Raw genomic sequence first — 17,133 nt, forward strand, 5'->3', positions numbered from 1 at the left:
TTTTTACAATACGGCAATTATCCGAAGGACTAATTTTGCGTATAAAAAAACAATTATGAAGGAAAATCTGAAAATAGCAACCGCTCAGTTTGAGAACAAAAGCGGCGATAAATCTTACAATCTTAGTATTATCAAACAGTTAGCTGCCGGGGCGGCTCAACAGGGTGCGCAAGTTATTGCTTTTCATGAATGTTCAATAACGGGCTATTCATTTGCAAGGAATCTTTCCAAAGAACAAATGTTGGACCTGGCAGAAGTTTTGCCGCAAGGGCCAAGTATTGCCATACTTACAAACATTGCTAAAGAATACAATATTACAATACTAACCGGGCTGTTTGAAAAAGACGAGCAAGGAAATCTGTTTAAAGCCCAGGTATGTGTAGATAAAACCGGGCTGATAGCTAAGCATAGAAAACTGCATCCTTTTATTAATCCTCATGTTCTGCCGGGCGATTCATATACTGTATTCGAATTGTTTGGCTGGAAATGTGGAATCCTGATTTGTTATGACAACAATGTGATAGAAAATGTAAGGGCGACAACCTTGTTAGGTGCGGAAATTATTTTTATGCCACATGTTACGATGTGCACACCATCCTCCAGGCCGGGAGCGGGTTTTGTTGATGCCTCGCTTTGGTTAAACAAGAAATTGAACAAGCAAGCTCTCAGAAATGAATTTGACGGATTAAAAGGCAGGGAGTGGTTAATGAAATGGTTACCTGCCCGTGCTTACGACAATGCCATTTATGCTGTATTTTCTAATCCGATAGGGATGGATGATGATCAATTAAAAAATGGATGCTCCATGGTAATAGATCCCTACGGAGATGTAATAGCGGAATGTCGTTCGTTAGAGAATGAATTGGTTATTGCAGAATTATCGGCAGATAAATTATCCAAAGCCGGAGGGTATAGGTATATAAAAGCCCGCAGACCTGAATTGTACAAGGAAATCATAGGAAAAGATCATCATTCAGAGCAAAAAATAGCCTGGTTGTGATAAGTGAAGCGGTCAAAATCCCAATCTTGCGCCTGTCCAGGCGCAAGATTGGGATTTTTCAACAATGCTGGTCTGGTTTTCCCACCGCCGGTTCAAGCGGGACGCTTGAACCCAAACGCCGATCAGCGTCTCGCTGACATTATAAATAATTTTCAGGGACTTTCCGGGTTGGCACTTAATATGCATCTATTTTCCGACATTGCAAAAGGGTTGATGTAAGCGAGACGCTTACATTTGCCTGAATTCAAGCGGGACGTTTGAACCGGCGGTCATCCGGTTTATTTCCTGGCTGTCTTCTGTTTCCTCTTGGTTGCATTATGCTTTACCCCGCCAATTTCAATTTTTAACACCTCGTACTCCGGTAAGCTTTCCAGCAGTTTTGTTAAGTTATAAAAGCCATGGGCCCTGGAGTCAAAACTTGGGTCAATTTTTCGCAGATTTGTTCCCAATGCGGAAACCAGCGTTTCAGCATCCTCCCTGTTTGACATAAAGTATGCCTTATCTATCAAATCTAATTCCACCTTTGGATATTGCTTTTCTGCTGCTTTATCAGTATTCTTCGTTGATGTAGCCGTGGTGGCCTCTTTTTCAAGAACTTCTTCCTGAACGATATTTTCGCTGAATGTAAATACCTCGCAAGACCGAACAAACGCATTTGGGGTTTTCTTTTCACCAACACCCATCACAAAAACCCCCTCTTCTCTTATCCTTTTAGCCAGGCCGGTATAATCACTATCACTCGAAACAATGCAGAACCCGTCTACCACACCGCTATGCAAAATATCCATTGCGTCGATAATCAACGCGCCATCGGTTGAGTTTTTACCTGAAGTATAGCTGAATTTTTGTATAGGAGTAAAAGACAGGTCGTTTAACAAGTCTTTCCAACTATTCATGTTGGTTTGTGTCCAATCGCCATATATTCTTCTGATGGTTACTTTACCGTATTTTGCAATTTCCTCCAATATTGCTTTTAATAATTTAGCTTGTGCATTATCTCCATCAATCAAGACTGCAATTTTTTCGATTTTCTTTTCCATAAGGTCTATAAATGGCTATCGTGCAAGTTATTAATTTCATTTGACCTTTCTATCAAATTGATAACACTTAATCCTCCACTCCGACCCCAAAAAAGTTATTTGTCAACCAACTTTCTATTATTTTGATATTCTTCAAACCTGGCAATCAGGTTTTTTGAAAATATTTTCAAAAAAATTTGCGCAACTCGATAGTTGCATATATATTTGTGCAACTAATGAGTTGCGCAATATATGAAACACGATATTTACCAGGCCATAGCCGACCCTACCCGCAGAGCGATCCTGACATTACTTACTGTAGGCGCCATGACACCCAATGCCATTGCCGGGCATTTTGACAGCAGCAGGCAGGGGGTGTCAAAGCACATACAGGTGCTAGCCAAATGCGGCGCTGTTGACCAGACGCAGCGCGGACGCGAAATTTATTACCAGCTAAATTTTGATAAAATGAAAGAGATAGACCATTGGATGGAAGCCTTCCGCAAATTATGGGAGACCCGTTTTAACCAGTTAGATAACCTATTAAATGACTTATAAATTAAACAATCATGACAAACAATTTTGTGTTCGAAACAGACCTTGCTGCTAAAAAGATCCACATAAGCCGCGAATTTAACGCGTCAATTGAAAAAGTATGGAGGGCCTGGACTGAACCAGCCCTGATTGAAAAATGGATTGCGCCGAAACCCTGGACGGCCGAAACCAAAATTATGGATTTTACTGTGGGCGGAATATGGCTGTATGCAATGGTTAGCCCTGAAGGCCAGAAACACTGGACACTTGCCGAATTTACCGCGATAGAAAATGGCAGCATCATTTCATCAACAAATATGTTTTGTGATGAGGGTGGTACCACGGTTGCCGGTGCGCCAAAATCATACACTGAGGCTAAATTCTCATCCATTGACGGTAATAAAACGAAGGTCGATGTGGTGAAAATCTTCACCGATGAGGCCACTGTTAAAATGTTCGCGGAAATGGGCTTTAAAGAAGGCACTATCATGGGTTATAACCAGCTGGATGAATTACTGGCTTCGGAATAGGTCCGGTTTCTTCTTTTTAAATAGTATAAATTACTTATAAAACTAACAGCCATGACAAAAAACATAGCGGTCGCAAAAGACTTTGCCATTATAAAAGTCACTGTGATACATCTGTTTAACGCACCGGTTGAAAAGGTTTGGAAAGCATGAACACAAAAAGAAACATTTAACAAACACGATAAATTTAAAAAAAGATTATTATGCGAAAATTAAAACTACAAATGCAAATCTCCATCGACGGCTTTGCAGCCGGCCCGAACGGTGAGAACGACTGGATGATCATACATGGCAAACAGGACCCAGAGGTTTTACAAAAGATCATCGGGTTCGGCGCCGAGCTTGCTGCCGGCTGCGATACCATTCTGCTGGGCCGCAAAATGACTCCCGGTTTCATCGGTCACTGGGAAAACGTGGCCGACAACCAGCAAGACAACCCCTGGCACCCTTTGGCGCAGTTGATAGCCGATCATCGCAAGATTGTATTCAGCCATACCGAAACCTCCATCCCCGGCCGTAACGTTGAAGTGGAAAACGGCGACCTGGCCACTGCAATACAGGCGCTAAAAAACCAACCCGGCAAGGATCTCCTTGTTTACGGCGGCGCCAGCTTTGTAAGCTCACTTGTCAGCTTGAACCTTATTGATGAATATTATATTATCGTTAATCCCGTTGCCATAGGTGCAGGCCTATCCATTTTTAAGGAGAGAAAAATTCTGAAGTTAGAAAGTTCAGTAGCTTACAAAAACGGGAAAGTGCTCAATAAATACGTGCCGGTATAAGGCGGGAGTCTAAGATGCCCCATTCAACGCTCTCATTAACAAGCTTCGCCGGTTTCTTTTACATACGTTCAACCAGATCGGCGTAGCTCATTTTGTTAACATTCCATGTCAGAGGGATTTAAAAGGTGAAGCAAAACACTATAAAATCAATCAACCTTCCGATATAGGTCGGAGTTAAAGCAATCACCGTAATTAATTAAAAGATGAAAAAGAAATTTTTGTTCCTTTTATTGCTGCTTATCCTGGGTATGATCAACGTATTCTGTCAAAACAATACTTTGCAACCTGGTAGTGCAATTACTGAAAAATTTTCACCGGAGCGGCTCAATCGCATCGACAAACAGGTAGAACAATATATCGATTCGGGCTGGGTAAAAGGCGTGGATGCTTTTATAGCGCGTAATGGAAAGATAGTCTATTACAAAGCTTTCGGCATGGCGGATGCCGAAAAGAACATCCCGATGAAAACCGATGCTATATTTCGCATCGCATCACAAACCAAAGCAATCACCAGCGTGGCGGTTATGATGTTGTTTGAAGAAGGAAAGTTCCTGCTTGATGATCCTATCTCAAAATACATCCCATCATTTGCGCATCCTAAGGTACTGGTTGAATTTAACCCCAAAGATTCAAGCTATACTACCATCGTAGCTAAAAGAGAAGTTACGATCAGGGACTTGTTAACCCATACGTCAGGCGTTGATTATGCGCAGATTGGGTCGGATAAGATGAACGCGATTTATGCAAAAGCAGGTATTTACCTCGGTTTTGTAAGCGATAAGCTACTTCTTGCAGATGCAATTAATAAATTAGGAACCCTACCTTTGGTTCATCAGCCGGGAGAACAATTTACCTACAGTTTAGGCATCGACGTATTGGGTTACCTGGTTGAAAAGGTCACCGGCAAAAGCCTCGACAGATTTTTTAAAGAAAGAATATTTCAGCCTTTAGGAATGAACGATACCTATTTCTATCTGCCGAAAGCAAAATATTCAAGGCTTGTAGCGGTTTATAGGCCGGATACGCAACAGCATTTGGTTAAATGGGATAAAACGACTTTTCAGGGTGTTTCTGCGGATTACCCGCTGGTTAACGGAACCTATTATTCGGGCGGGGCGGGTTTAAGCTCAACCATAAAGGATTATGCAATTTTTTTGCAGATGCTTTTGAATAAAGGTGTTTATAACGGCCATCGTTTGCTCGCCAGGCATACGGTCGAATTGATGACAATGAATCAAATCGGCAATTTAACAATGTTTGACGGCCAGAATAAATTTGGCCTGGGATTCGGCGTGACAACCAAAGCCGGGCAGGCAGCACTTGGCCAAACCGAAGGCTCATTTAGCTGGGCAGGGTTTTATGGTACCGAATACTGGGCAGATCCAAAAGAGCACCTGGTTTGTTTATTCTTTGCACAGGAATTTCCATATCCGCATGCCGAACTAAATGAAAAATTCGTGGCTATGGTATACGCGGCGCTGAATAATTGAGTTGATTTATTCGTTATTAAGGTCATCAAGTCATTCATGCCCCCCGGCGGAAATAAAAAAAACATAATGGAAATCTTAGTTTTTAAGACGAATGTAACCAGCAAGAAAAAGGTGAGCGTGGTTGCGCCCCTGCTCACTTCTTTTCCAACAATTCGCCAGTGGAATTTCGACCTGGATGATTGTGATAAAGTACTACGTATCGAGGCTACCGGTCTAAATCCCGGTTCAGTAGAGCAACTGCTGCTCATGGCAGGTTTTAATTGCCAGGAGCTGGTGTAGATAAGTCCGGAAGCCGGTAAAGCCCGCCCATCCAGACATTTTCTAATTATTAAATAATCATAAGTGGTGCGTTGAAACACCGGCCTTATGTTAAATTTTACTGCCGGCAAAGAAGTACTATCGGTTGTTCCGGATAGTATTGCACAGTAGCATAGGCTTCTTCTACAGGAGTATAAACCCTATTTGATAACAGTGGGTTTCATTCGGATTTCATAAGCAATATGCTCCTTACCCCAATCACAAAGTTCATGCATCACCCTGGTTAGTTCAAGGCCGCTATGAGTAATATGATATTCCACTTTCAATGGTACCTGGTAGAAAATCTTTTTCTCTACAAGCTTTGACCTAACTAATTCATTCAACACTGACGACAGCACATTATCTGAAATACCATTCAGGCATTCCTTTAAGTTTGAGAACCGCAAAATGTCCTGTTTAATAAGTACCAATACTTCTGATACCCATCTTTTTCCAATAATCTTCAATACTTTATTTAAAGTACATCTTTCTTCAAGATAAAATTCATTTAAGGTGTTTGTCGAATTAACTTTCTTTTTAGTCATACTCATTTCTTTATTAGTAACTCACAAAGGGCATGGTCCGATCCATGGGCTTTTTAAAGCCATACATTTGTGCCATAAAATTACATTTTAGTAAGTAAAAACTGATTAAATGAATTGTCCTGTCGATAGATCTAGTAGTCACCGGAACTGTGATTACAACCCATAAGATATTATTGAGGGAAAGTAAGTCAAAAGGATAAATGCAAAATATCCCTCTGGTCTAAATTCGCTTTAACGGGATTAATAAAATAATATGAAAGCATATCAAATCACAAAGGGCTATAGCATAGCCAGTTTAAGTTTAATTGAAAAAGATCATCTTCAACTTCTGCCAAACCAGGTATTAGTTAAAATCAAGGCCTTGTCTTTAAATTACAGAGACCTTTTGGTGATCAAAGGTGTTGACGACTGGAAGCCCCCCGTTGGAAGGATCCCTGTTTCTGATGGAGTAGGAACCATTGTGGAAGTAGGAAGTGAAGTAACAACGGTATCTGCAAATGATAGGGTAGCCGGGCTTTTCCTTCCAAACTGGCTTGATGGAAAATTGACGGCTGAAAAGTTAGCAAATCCTTTGGGAGGAAAGGTTAGAGATGGCTTGCTCCAGGAATATGTAGTGTTCAATGAAAATGAACTGATCAAAGTTCCGGCTTTTCTAACTGACAGTGAAGCGGCAACACTTCCATGTGCCGGACTTACTGCCTGGCATAGTTTAATGGAAAAAGACAAGATACAACCTGGGAATACTGTTCTTATTCAGGGAACAGGTGGTGTATCATTATTTTCTATCCAGTTTGCACTTATGGCAGGTGCTGAAGTCATATTATTATCCGGTAGTGACGAAAAATTACAACGTGCTAAACAAATGGGTGTAAATCACCTGATCAACTATAAACAATTTCCCAATTGGGAAGATGAGGTATTGAATATAACAAATGGCCGCGGCGTTGATCACGTAGTAGAAGTAGTGGGAAGCGATCATATTAATAAATCCATTGATGCTGTAGCATTGGATGGTACCATATCTATAATCGGCCTAATCAACGGCTTAAAGGGGAACATTAATACTGTAAAAATCATGACCAAACAAATAAAGCTGCAAGGCATCAATGTAGGGTCAAAAGAAATGTTTAATAAGATGAATAATGCCCTGGAAGTAAATAATATTCATCCGATAATAGATAAAACATACTCCTTTGATGAAGCAAAAGAGGCTTTAACTTTACTGGAACGCTCGTCGCATTTTGGAAAGCTTTGTATAAGTCTTTAAAATTTCAGCTATGATTTAACCACGTGAAAACCAGTAGGTTCAAGCGATTTTAACCGGCGGGAGAATTTTTGACTATCGATTTTCTAAAAAAAATGGATAGTATATGCCTCAAAAAAAAATTAAAAATTTGTACAACCATTTGGTTGTGCTTATATTTGACAACCAAATGGTTGTATTATGATCGAAAGACGAGACGTTTATCAGGCTATTGCAGACCCTACCAGGAGAATGATTATTCAGAAGTTATCGGGCGGGGCGTTAAATATTGGTCAAATTGTAGAAGATTCCGGAATTACCAGGCAAGGGATTGCCAAGCATCTTAAAGTTCTGAATGAATGCGGCATGATTACGCTTACTCAGAAAGGCCGGGAACAATTTTGTGAGGCCAGGCTTGATCAATTAGATGAAGTGGTTGATTGGGTGAACAAATCCCGTAAGCTGTGGGGTCAGCGCTTTGAGAAACTGGATAAATTTTTAGCTGAAACAAAAAAACTATAAATATGAAATCGCCAGACAAAGAGCTTTTAATAACCCACTTATTTGATGCTCCTATCGGGGAGGTTTTTGAAGCATGGACCGACCCTGAAAAACTCAAGCGTTGGTATGCTCCGGATGGATGCACCATAACATACAAGTCCATCGAAGTAAAACAAGGAGGGCAGTTCCATTACCACATTCATCATCCCCTACACGGAGGCGCCTGGGTTATTGGTACTTATTTGGAAATATTGCAACCGGAAAAGCTGGTTTTCACAATCCGATTTACTAATGAAAATGGTGATCTGACTGATGGATTAGCAGCCGGAATGTCAGCACAATGGCCTGGCGAAATCCTGACCACTGTGACGTTTGAATCAATAGGTAATCAAACAAAAGCAACAATCCATGAAACTGTTTCTGAAGCGGAAGCCAGGAAAACGGGTGCTTATCTTGGCTGGATCATGATGTTTAATAAACTAAATCAACTGTTAACCGGACAATTACCTGAATAACATTTATTTAGCGGTATTGGCATAATGTGATTGCTTCAATACAATAGTTAGTGGTAATTGACGGACGACTGTGCCAACAATCAAACCAACGGACAAAAATTAACTTGGACAAACAATAAAAAAATAAAAATTATGAGTAAAATTATCTTTGACAGCGGAATATCACTTGACGGCTTTTTCGCAGGCGACAACAGGAGTCCGGAAAACCCAATGGGTGGCGTTGCAGGGCAGATTCACCAATGGATGTTTAAACAAAAAGCATTTTGGAAGAACGTCAACATGGAAGGCGGTGAAGAGTACGGTGCTGACAGTAAATTAATTGATGATGTGTTTGCAAGAACAGGTGCTTACATCATGGGAAAGCGAATGTTTGAAGAAGGCGAAGTCCATTGGAAAGAAGATCTATACAAAGCGGATGTTTATGTGCTGACACACGAAAAACGCGAGCCCTGGGTGCAAAAAGGGATAACAACTTTTTATTTCATTAATGACGGAATCCAAAGTGCATTAGAAAAAGCAAGACAATCAGCCAAAGGAAAGGACATCAGGATCCAGGGCGGTGCGGATACTATTCAACAATATCTCAACGCAGGGCTTGTGGACGAATTTTTCATTCACATTGCCCCTGTTTTTTTAGGAAGTGGGATCCGGCTGTTTGACGGCATTGACAAAGACAAATATGATATTCAAATTGTAGAAGTAATACCATCAGACTTGACAACACACTTGAGATACAAATTGACGAAGAAATAAGAATACATACACGCTAACCCCGCCTGTTCAAGCGTGCCGCTTACAATAATAACTTTTAATGGCATTCTGATTGGCACTAAATATGGAATAATAGTTCCCGTTTTTTAATTTAAACGGGACGCAGGTGGAAATTAACATCCCAGTAATTTTGTGCTTAAAGTTCATGCCAGTAAACATCACTTACTGGTTGCTGCACAAATTCAAGGGAAGGCGCGATGATAATTTCAAATGAGATATTCTCATCTGTTTCGATATCAAAATATTGTAAATTGTTATCGGGGTCAAATAATTGTCTTACGGTAAGTTTATACCAACCATTATCAAGCCTAATTTTTAGGGCAGTATTATGAGCCGCAGGAATGGAGGCATCAGAAAACTGAGCAGCCATTGTCAAATCACTATAATTCGTTAAAAATAGTTCTCCTGTAGTTACATTAATGAGTTGTTCAAATTGCCTGAAAGCCTGTATACTGGATGGCTGTCCTTGAAATGATACAAGCCAATTCCCACCTCCGTTATTAGAGGTTTGCCAAACAACGATATTTCCGACATTCATTTGATCTACAAAATGTGTCATCAACTGATCAAATTGCCAATCATCGTCTACGAAGCCTTTATAATTGGCATTGTTTACCAATGCAATAAATCCATCATCGTCATTAATTTTTAATCTCATAAATCAAAAGTGCTTATCAACAAAGATTCTAAAATTAAATATAGATAACTTAATCAATTAAAATGGATCAAGCCGGGGTCAAACCGCTAATAACAACAAAGCCCGATATTCACATACCAGGCTTTGCGTCGATTCTAAGTACTCAAACCCGGCGTCCCAACCAACCAATTCTTAGATGACCTGAAACGGTTTGCCACTCTGTTTGATGATTAACGTAGTTTTTTAAATATCTAACCCGTTTTTGATTGAACCAGAAATAATGTTTGCTTGATAATTAGTTGGTGAGATCCGCGTTGTTGGACAATTATCTCCCGCCGGTTCAAGCGTCCCGCTTGAACCACAACCCATGTCAGCGTCCCGCTGACGTTACCAAATAATCCCCAGCGTACTTTTCGGATTGAGGACTTGCGCTGCATGGTAATAAATATCCAGCTATTTTCCTGCGTGGCAAAATGCCTGTTGTAAGCGTCCCGCTTACATTGCTTGGGTTCAAGAGGGACTCTTGAACCGGCTGGAAGCGAGACACTTAAACCGGCGAGGACACATAACCTCCCGATCGCCAAACCAACCCTCTTAATAGAAGCGGCAAAAGAGTTTAATCAAATAGTGTCGGGAATGAAGAAAGGAAAGCCCGGAGGAAATTACACGCTGATATTTGATTGCAATAAATTTTCGTATCAAATTGGTGAAAGGTATATAAAACAATTAGGGCAAATAAAGTGAAATTGACTTTTCGTCACACCTTTTCAGTGATCGTTCGGAGTGGGACTAAAATTTATTCCCCCGCCCATTCCTTTGCCGCTTAAATTGTTATGTATCCAGGCAAAATGCTTGGACAAGCGGATAATTGCATAGAATAAGCGTTTTGAAAAAGGTTGTGGCAAGTTCATCCAATCGTTTAAAATTTGTAGATTGCCTGTATATTAAATCGTCAGTCTTACTAAGAATAGACCGCCTTAGAACAAGTACATTAACCAGTACACCTATTGAACCTTAAAAGACTATAAATCAAGTAAAACAGTTTAACGATGAATAAAATCCTTTACATTATTTTAATTGTTTTTTTGGCTCTAACCACTGGCTCTGGTATATGGAACTTCATAATCGAGTTCAAAATTGGGTCTGAAATTTACAAGCTCGATTCCTATATCTCGTGGTTTTTAGTAGCGAATATCACTGCCTTTATAGGATCAATATTATTGTTGAAGTATTATTACGATCGAAACTACCGGTTTGCCTTTTTTACAGGTGTCATTGTCGTAATAACAAATCTCGGCTATACTACAGTCCTTTATATTGCCTTAACGTCAGGAGAATTAAGAAGCTATTACATGCCTGCACTTCTTCTTAACTTATGCGCTATTATTGTATACGCTGTAGTCCTTATATTTTCAAATACACGAAAAAGATTCTGGTTAAAGCTGGCAGGAATTTGCGGGTTGGTGATCGGCCTCGTTTTAGTGTCAGCACTTATTGGAGGTATGTATCCTAAAAATGTATGGATTATTAGCATGTTAGGGAAAATTGCCCAATGGAGTTCGATTGGCTGCTACCTGGTTAATGTTATATTTATCATGAATTTCGTGGGTGAGTTCAGAACATTAAAGACCGAAAATGCGAATATATCCAGGCAGAAATTTTTAGCAGGCATATTAGGGATACTTGCGATAGCCGCTGTAGTATTTACGATAACAATAGGGAAATTATTAGTCAACGAAAGTGATTCGCAATATGATTGGCGAAAAGACACTGCTGTACAGGCGCAGCGATTGGTTTGGCTAGCAGGGGGAGCCAGAACCTTTGTTGACAACGAGGGAGACAGCCTGCATTATCTTTTAATAAAACCTCCCGCCGGTTCAAGCGTCCCGCTTGAACCACAACCCATGTCAGCGTCCCGCTGACGTTACCAAATAATCCCCAGCGTACTTTTCGGATTGAGGCCTTGCGCTGCATGGTAATAAATATCCAGCTATTTTCCTGCGTGGCAAAATGCCTGTTGTAAGCGGGACGCTTACATTGCTTGGGTTCAAGAGGAACTCTTGAACCGGCGGGAGGGATATCTAATAATGCATTATTCTATTGAACGATTAAATGAATTATAAAACCAGTACAAATTAGCCCAATAGTAAATTGAAAAAGTATGAAAATTGCAATAGACAATTTATAAAACTTCAGATTACTAAGCTCAAGCTTGATCCCGAAAAATAGAATACAAGTATATATGAGACACGTAAAATACCTTAAGTTTTTCTTGTTTTTTTTCGAAAATGTTTGGTGCCGAATGACCCAATGATGATAATTATTTATATGCAGCAAGGGGTAGGTATAATAGATTTTTGGTAGCAGTAAATAATTAATTAAGCTAAACACTCCTATAAAAAAAAGGCACCAAATAAATATCAACCATTTGCTATATCCATAGTTCCACCAATATTTACTAAAAAAACTGAAAAAACCACCCTGGAAATTATGATAGTCAATATCAACTAATTTATAGTTTTCAGTCTCCCCGTTTTTTGCATACTTATCTAATAGCCCCACATAGACGGCGCTTTTTTTATTTACATTAACGGAATCTTTAAAATATAATTGAAATAGCGAATAATCAATAGCTGCTTTTTTTATGTCTAAATCAGTGAGATTTATTTTAGTTTTCGGGAATGATAGAGTATCGAAAAAAGGAGAAAATATAAATGAAAAGAAATGATTTCTAACCCACCATTGTTTTTGAGCGATTAATTGGATATTTTCCCGCTGTAAGTATAAAGTATCAACAAGATTATCAGAAGAAACGTCTATGCTATCAATGGCTGTTTGATAAAATGTTACTGTTTTGATTTCTGTTTTACCAAAATTAAGATGTGATATATCCAATTTCCCTTTAATCGTATCTTGATTGAACTCGACAAATAATAAAAGAGGGCTCGGCTTATCATGGGGTTGTGGTTTGAAAACAATATCGCTTAGGTTAACTCCTGATGTAAAATACGAACCATTAAAAAAAAGATTTCCACCGTAGAACCTATTTTGTAAAAAAGATACAGGTGCGTTAAATTGGCAGGAGCTGATGGAAAGATCATTATAAATATCATTGTTTACGAAAGCAAGTTCTTTAGTAAAACTTATTTGCTGAATTTCAAATCCAGAATACTCAGTTGTTGAATCATTTACATCCGAATATGCTAATTTACATGTATTAAAACTTATGTTGCAATTTATTTTAGCCAGTTTGAATTGACTATTGTTTATAAAAGTATCGCCATAAAAAGCTATGTTTTTTTTAGAGGAAATTGTCTGAAATGTGTCGACATCCAAATCAGGTAAATGACTTTGTCTCGAAATGCTATTTTCTATTATATAATAAGGATGAGGGTCGGCGTCAGGAAAATCCTCAAGCCGAAGTGATGATTGGTCGATTTTTATATCTGGATTATATACTGCTAGAAGTCCTTGACTCTTTGCCAGCGAGTCATGCTTTTTTTTCTGCTCAACTGCGGCATAATAAAAGTGTGTTTTCAAAGAAAACCATAAGCAATATATTAAAAACCCAGAGGTAAATAGTGCTATTACTATAAGAGGTTTTTTAAAACGTTTTAAGACCATTTATACAATTCAAGAGAATTATTTAAAGATAATAATTTCAAAAGTAATTAAACTTTGAGAAGCAGATAACTCTCACTATTTTTAATTTTTGCGCCTATTTAGGTAGTACTGATCCATAGAATCTTGTGCCGATAACACAACAAAGCCCGATATTTTCATATCAGGCTTCATGTCGATTCTTAAATGTACTCAGAGCGGGAATCGAACCCGCACTCCGTTTACGGGAACAGGATTTTAAGTCCTGCGTGTCTACCAGTTCCACCATCTGAGCATGGTCCATTTGTTCAGGCTTTCTACTTGGATAAATATACTAACCTTTTAACAATAAATCCCTTCTTGTGAAAGGGATTTGAGCGAAAGACGAGATTCGAACTCGCGACCCCGACCTTGGCAAGGTCGTGCTCTACCAACTGAGCTACTTTCGCATTTTTTATTCTCCGCTTTGCTGATCTTCAATCGCTGACTATCTTTTCGCTTGCGGAGTGCAAATATAGGCAGAAATGAATATTCTGCAAGCGAAAAATTCATTTTTTTTAATTTTTAGCTGATTATCGTGCATTGAGTTGATTAAGTTATTGTTACCGAAATACTTACATTTGAATAAAAATTTTCAACCATTCAACTTTATCAACTCAATCAACCTAATCAACCCCTTTCCTTAAAACATCTAAAACCAGATCGCTCTCATATCCGCGGCTAAAAGCGTACTGTTGCAGTTTATATTGGCGTTTCCGGGTATCTTTTTCGGTTATTGTTTTGTCTTTTTTCTCCAAAAGCCTTTCAAGCGTCTTCAAATAGTCGTCGCCACTTATGGTCAGCAATGCCTTTTTTATCAAAACATCAGGCACTTTTTTTAATTTAAGCCCTTGTTTTATCTTGATCTTCCCCCACCCTTTTTGCTTAAACTTACCTTGCGCGTAAGCTTTTGCAAAGCGTTCCTCATTTAAAAAGCGACCTTCTATCAATAAGATAATGATATTTTCTACCGCAGCTTCCCACAACCCCCACTCATAAAGTTTATTGCGTACCTCCTGCTGCGAGCGTTCCTGGTAAGCGCAATAATTTTCGGCCTTTGCCAGGGCAACCTTTTCATCAGTTATTTTGTTTGTTTTGGGGTTATCCATTTAAAGTCAAAAATCGTTAAAAATTCTTCTATCTACAGAAATATAAGCAAATTCGTACCATGCTCAGCAATCAATACACTATTTCGGAGATCAAACAGATAATTAACGCAGGCGGAACTATTGTTAAAGAATGCAATGTCAACACTTTATTAACCGATAGCCGCCGGATCAGCAATCCAGCGGGTGGTTTGTTCTTTGCCTTGAGCGGCAGGCGGAACGGCCATGAGTTTATTGCCGAGGCTTATGCAGGCGGTGTCCGTAATTTTGTGGTAAGACAGGGAAACGAAATAAAAGCCCCCGAAGCCAACTTTTTAATGGTGGATGATGTGCTTGTTGCACTACAAACTTTAGCTGCCTATCACCGCAACCGTTTCAACCTTGAAGTGATAGGAATTACAGGTAGCAACGGCAAAACCATTGTAAAGGAATGGCTGTACCAGCTGCTCTCTCCCGATAAAAACATTGTACGGAATCCCAAAAGCTATAACTCGCAAATTGGCGTGCCACTTTCTGTATGGCAGATCAATGAAAAGAACGACCTGGGGATTTTTGAAGCAGGCATCTCCACTGTAGGTGAAATCGACAAACTGGAGGCCATTATAAAGCCTTCTGTTGGCATCTTAACTCATATTGGCCCTGCGCATGATGAAGGATTTGAAAGCCGGAACCAAAAGGTACAGGAGAAATTGAGGCTATTTAAAAACTGTCGCCTGCTGATCCACAATTACGATCAATTGATTGACTTTAAAGGTAAGATCCCGGTTAAAAACCGTTTTACCTGGAGCACTAAATTTAAACAGGCCGATCTGTATGTTTTCAGCGAGACCGTGATCAAGAAGAACTTTTATTTAAGAGCAAAATATAAAGATAAAGAAATCGAGTGCCTGATCCCTTTTTTAGATGAAGCTTCTGTTGAAAACGCTATAGTTTGCTGGGCAACCATGCTGGCAATGGGCTATACAGCTGTACAGGCTGATAAACGGATAGAACATTTAAATGCCGTTAGCATGCGGCTTGAGCTGAAAACGGGCATAAATGATTGTTCGGTTATTGATGATTCCTATAATTCAGATCTTCAGTCGTTAGAAATCGCCTTAAACTTTTTAACGCAGCAAAATCAGCATCATAAAAAAACGTTGATCCTGTCGGATATCTATCAATCAGGTTTACAGGCCGATGTTTTATACAGGCAGGTTGCCGATATGATGAAGATAAAAAAGGTGGATAAATTTATTGGTGTGGGCGATGCATTGCTAAGTCACCAGGATTATTTCGATGTACCTGAAAAGCACTTTTACCCGGATACGGCGACCATGCTGCAGCATTTACGTGCACTGAATTTTAAGGAAGAAACCATCCTGATAAAAGGGTCGCGCAGTTTCGAATTTGAGCGGATCAGCCGGGTATTGGTGCAAAAGGCCCATGAAACCATATTAGAGATCAACCTGAATGCTTTACTGAACAACCTGAACTTTTACCGGTCCAAATTAAAGCCCGGTGTAAAAGTTATGGCGATGGTAAAAGCATTTTCATACGGCAGCGGAACATTTGAAGTAGCCAACATATTACAATATAACAAGGTTGATTACCTGGCAGTGGCCTATATTGATGAAGGTGTGGCCTTGCGCAATACCGGGATAAGCCTGCCGATAATGATCCTTAACCCCGAGGCATCGGCATTTGACAAACTGACTGAATTTGAGCTGGAACCCGTTATTTACAGCTTTGGCTTATTTGACGAATACATAAAATATGCCCGGGAAAAGAACGTATTGAACTACCCTATCCACCTAAAAATTGATACCGGGATGCACCGGCTGGGTTTTGAGAATGCGGATGTGGAAGCATTGTGCGATATGCTGGAAGAAAACAGGTATGTACACGTACAATCTGTATTTTCGCACCTGGTTGCCAGTGATGAAAAAAAGCATGACGACTTTACAAAAAAGCAGATCAGCAGTTTTGAAAAGGCATACAAACAGATAGAGAAAATTTTGGGTTATAAGGTGATCAAACACTTGAGTAATACATCGGGGGTTATTCGCTGGCCGGGCGCTCACTATGACATGGTGAGGATTGGCATTGGCCTGTATGGCATTGACATGGGGATGATTACGCCCGATACCGGCTTACAGCCTATTGCCAGCTTAAAAACCAGCATAGCGCAGGTAAAGAAAGTAAAAGCCGGCGAAACCATTAGCTACAGCCGCAGCGGCAGTCTGCCAAAGGACGGTAAAATAGCAACTGTACGTATTGGCTATGCCGACGGCTATTTGCGTGCTTTTGGCAATGGTGTTGGCAAAATGCTGGTTAAAGGCATCCTGGTGCCCACCGTTGGCAATATAACCATGGATATGTGCATGCTTGATGTTACCGGGGTTGATGTAAAAGAAGGCGACGAGGTTATCATATTTAATGAGCAGCAGCGCATTAATGAGCTGGCAACACAAATTGGCACCATCCCTTATGAAATATTAACAAATGTATCGCAAAGGGTAAAAAGGGTGTACTTTTACGAATAGAA

The 17,133-nt window shown here is 39.8% G+C and carries 17 protein-coding genes and 2 tRNA genes; 12 read left to right on the top strand and 7 right to left on the bottom strand.

The genetic code is table 11. The features are described 5' to 3' along the window. Positions 1-55 precede the first annotated feature (55 nt). Complete coding sequence (locus BUE31_RS04670) at positions 56-1,000, top strand: nitrilase family protein (protein WP_073400710.1); 945 nt, start codon at positions 56-58, stop codon at positions 998-1,000. A gap of 278 nt (positions 1,001-1,278) precedes the next feature. Here BUE31_RS04670 and BUE31_RS04675 read toward each other — a convergent pair whose 3' ends face one another. Then, positions 1,279-2,040 carry an NYN domain-containing protein gene (locus BUE31_RS04675; protein ID WP_073400712.1) on the bottom strand — a complete coding sequence of 254 codons (762 nt, stop codon included), beginning with the start codon at positions 2,038-2,040 and terminating at the stop codon, positions 1,279-1,281. Positions 2,041-2,271: 231 nt separating this feature from the next. Between BUE31_RS04675 and BUE31_RS04680 the strand changes: the two genes are divergently transcribed. The 5 genes from BUE31_RS04680 (at position 2,272) to BUE31_RS04700 (ending at position 5,631) form a co-directional block, all read left to right on the top strand. After that, positions 2,272-2,577 (top strand): ArsR/SmtB family transcription factor, encoded by a 306-nt coding sequence (locus BUE31_RS04680; protein ID WP_073400714.1) that lies wholly within the window; start codon positions 2,272-2,274, stop codon positions 2,575-2,577. An 11-nt stretch (positions 2,578-2,588) separates the two neighbouring features. After that, complete coding sequence (locus tag BUE31_RS04685) at positions 2,589-3,083, top strand: SRPBCC domain-containing protein (RefSeq protein WP_073400716.1); 495 nt, start codon at positions 2,589-2,591, stop codon at positions 3,081-3,083. A gap of 200 nt (positions 3,084-3,283) precedes the next feature. Beyond that, positions 3,284-3,862 (top strand): dihydrofolate reductase family protein, encoded by a 579-nt coding sequence (locus tag BUE31_RS04690; protein ID WP_073400718.1) that lies wholly within the window; start codon positions 3,284-3,286, stop codon positions 3,860-3,862. A 203-nt stretch (positions 3,863-4,065) separates the two neighbouring features. Then, complete coding sequence (locus BUE31_RS04695; protein ID WP_073400720.1) at positions 4,066-5,352, top strand: serine hydrolase domain-containing protein; 1,287 nt, start codon at positions 4,066-4,068, stop codon at positions 5,350-5,352. 66 nt (positions 5,353-5,418) lie between these two features. Next, complete coding sequence (locus BUE31_RS04700; protein ID WP_073401667.1) at positions 5,419-5,631, top strand: hypothetical protein; 213 nt, start codon at positions 5,419-5,421, stop codon at positions 5,629-5,631. A 179-nt stretch (positions 5,632-5,810) separates the two neighbouring features. On the opposite strand, the gene BUE31_RS04705 is transcribed toward BUE31_RS04700, so the two are convergent. Then, entirely contained in the window at positions 5,811-6,194 is a 384-nt protein-coding gene (locus tag BUE31_RS04705; RefSeq protein WP_073401669.1) for a winged helix-turn-helix transcriptional regulator, read from the bottom strand. 253 nt (positions 6,195-6,447) lie between these two features. On the opposite strand from BUE31_RS04705, the gene BUE31_RS04710 reads away from it, so the two are divergent. The 4 genes from BUE31_RS04710 (at position 6,448) to BUE31_RS04725 (ending at position 9,206) form a co-directional block, all read left to right on the top strand. Then, the gene (locus tag BUE31_RS04710; protein ID WP_073400722.1) at positions 6,448-7,461 is read left to right on the top strand and encodes a zinc-dependent alcohol dehydrogenase family protein; all 1,014 of its coding nucleotides are present in this window, start codon (positions 6,448-6,450) and stop codon (positions 7,459-7,461) included. Positions 7,462-7,638: 177 nt separating this feature from the next. Continuing rightward, the gene (locus tag BUE31_RS04715) at positions 7,639-7,959 is read left to right on the top strand and encodes an ArsR/SmtB family transcription factor (protein ID WP_073400724.1); all 321 of its coding nucleotides are present in this window, start codon (positions 7,639-7,641) and stop codon (positions 7,957-7,959) included. A gap of 2 nt (positions 7,960-7,961) precedes the next feature. Further along, positions 7,962-8,453, top strand: a complete 492-nt coding sequence (locus BUE31_RS04720) for an SRPBCC family protein (RefSeq protein ID WP_073400726.1) — start codon at positions 7,962-7,964, stop codon at positions 8,451-8,453. Positions 8,454-8,585: 132 nt separating this feature from the next. Next, complete coding sequence (locus tag BUE31_RS04725; protein ID WP_073401671.1) at positions 8,586-9,206, top strand: dihydrofolate reductase family protein; 621 nt, start codon at positions 8,586-8,588, stop codon at positions 9,204-9,206. Positions 9,207-9,360: 154 nt separating this feature from the next. Here the strand turns inward: BUE31_RS04725 and BUE31_RS04730 are convergent, their stop codons facing one another. Continuing rightward, on the bottom strand, positions 9,361-9,882 hold the full coding sequence (locus BUE31_RS04730) for a hypothetical protein (protein WP_073400728.1): 522 nt from the start codon (positions 9,880-9,882) through the stop codon (positions 9,361-9,363). A 1,028-nt stretch (positions 9,883-10,910) separates the two neighbouring features. Between BUE31_RS04730 and BUE31_RS04740 the strand changes: the two genes are divergently transcribed. After that, positions 10,911-11,783: a hypothetical protein gene (locus BUE31_RS04740; protein WP_073400739.1), complete on the top strand. Its 873-nt coding sequence runs from the start codon at positions 10,911-10,913 to the stop codon at positions 11,781-11,783. A 175-nt stretch (positions 11,784-11,958) separates the two neighbouring features. Here the strand turns inward: BUE31_RS04740 and BUE31_RS04745 are convergent, their stop codons facing one another. The 4 genes from BUE31_RS04745 to BUE31_RS04760 all read right to left on the bottom strand — a co-directional run bounded on the left by BUE31_RS04745 (position 11,959) and on the right by BUE31_RS04760 (position 14,609). Beyond that, entirely contained in the window at positions 11,959-13,485 is a 1,527-nt protein-coding gene (locus tag BUE31_RS04745; protein ID WP_073400741.1) for a hypothetical protein, read from the bottom strand. Between the two features lie 186 nt (positions 13,486-13,671). After that, a tRNA-Leu gene (locus tag BUE31_RS04750) sits at positions 13,672-13,756 on the bottom strand. Between the two features lie 81 nt (positions 13,757-13,837). Continuing rightward, positions 13,838-13,910: transfer RNA gene (locus tag BUE31_RS04755), tRNA-Gly, on the bottom strand. 216 nt (positions 13,911-14,126) lie between these two features. Beyond that, positions 14,127-14,609, bottom strand: coding sequence for a regulatory protein RecX (locus BUE31_RS04760; protein WP_073400743.1), 483 nt, complete (start codon positions 14,607-14,609; stop codon positions 14,127-14,129). 59 nt (positions 14,610-14,668) lie between these two features. On the opposite strand from BUE31_RS04760, the gene BUE31_RS04765 reads away from it, so the two are divergent. Further along, on the top strand, positions 14,669-17,131 hold the full coding sequence (locus BUE31_RS04765; RefSeq protein ID WP_073400745.1) for a bifunctional UDP-N-acetylmuramoyl-tripeptide:D-alanyl-D-alanine ligase/alanine racemase: 2,463 nt from the start codon (positions 14,669-14,671) through the stop codon (positions 17,129-17,131). Positions 17,132-17,133 lie beyond the last annotated feature (2 nt).

It is taken from the genome of Mucilaginibacter sp. OK098 (genome assembly GCF_900142915.1).
Taxonomy (GTDB): domain Bacteria; phylum Bacteroidota; class Bacteroidia; order Sphingobacteriales; family Sphingobacteriaceae; genus Mucilaginibacter.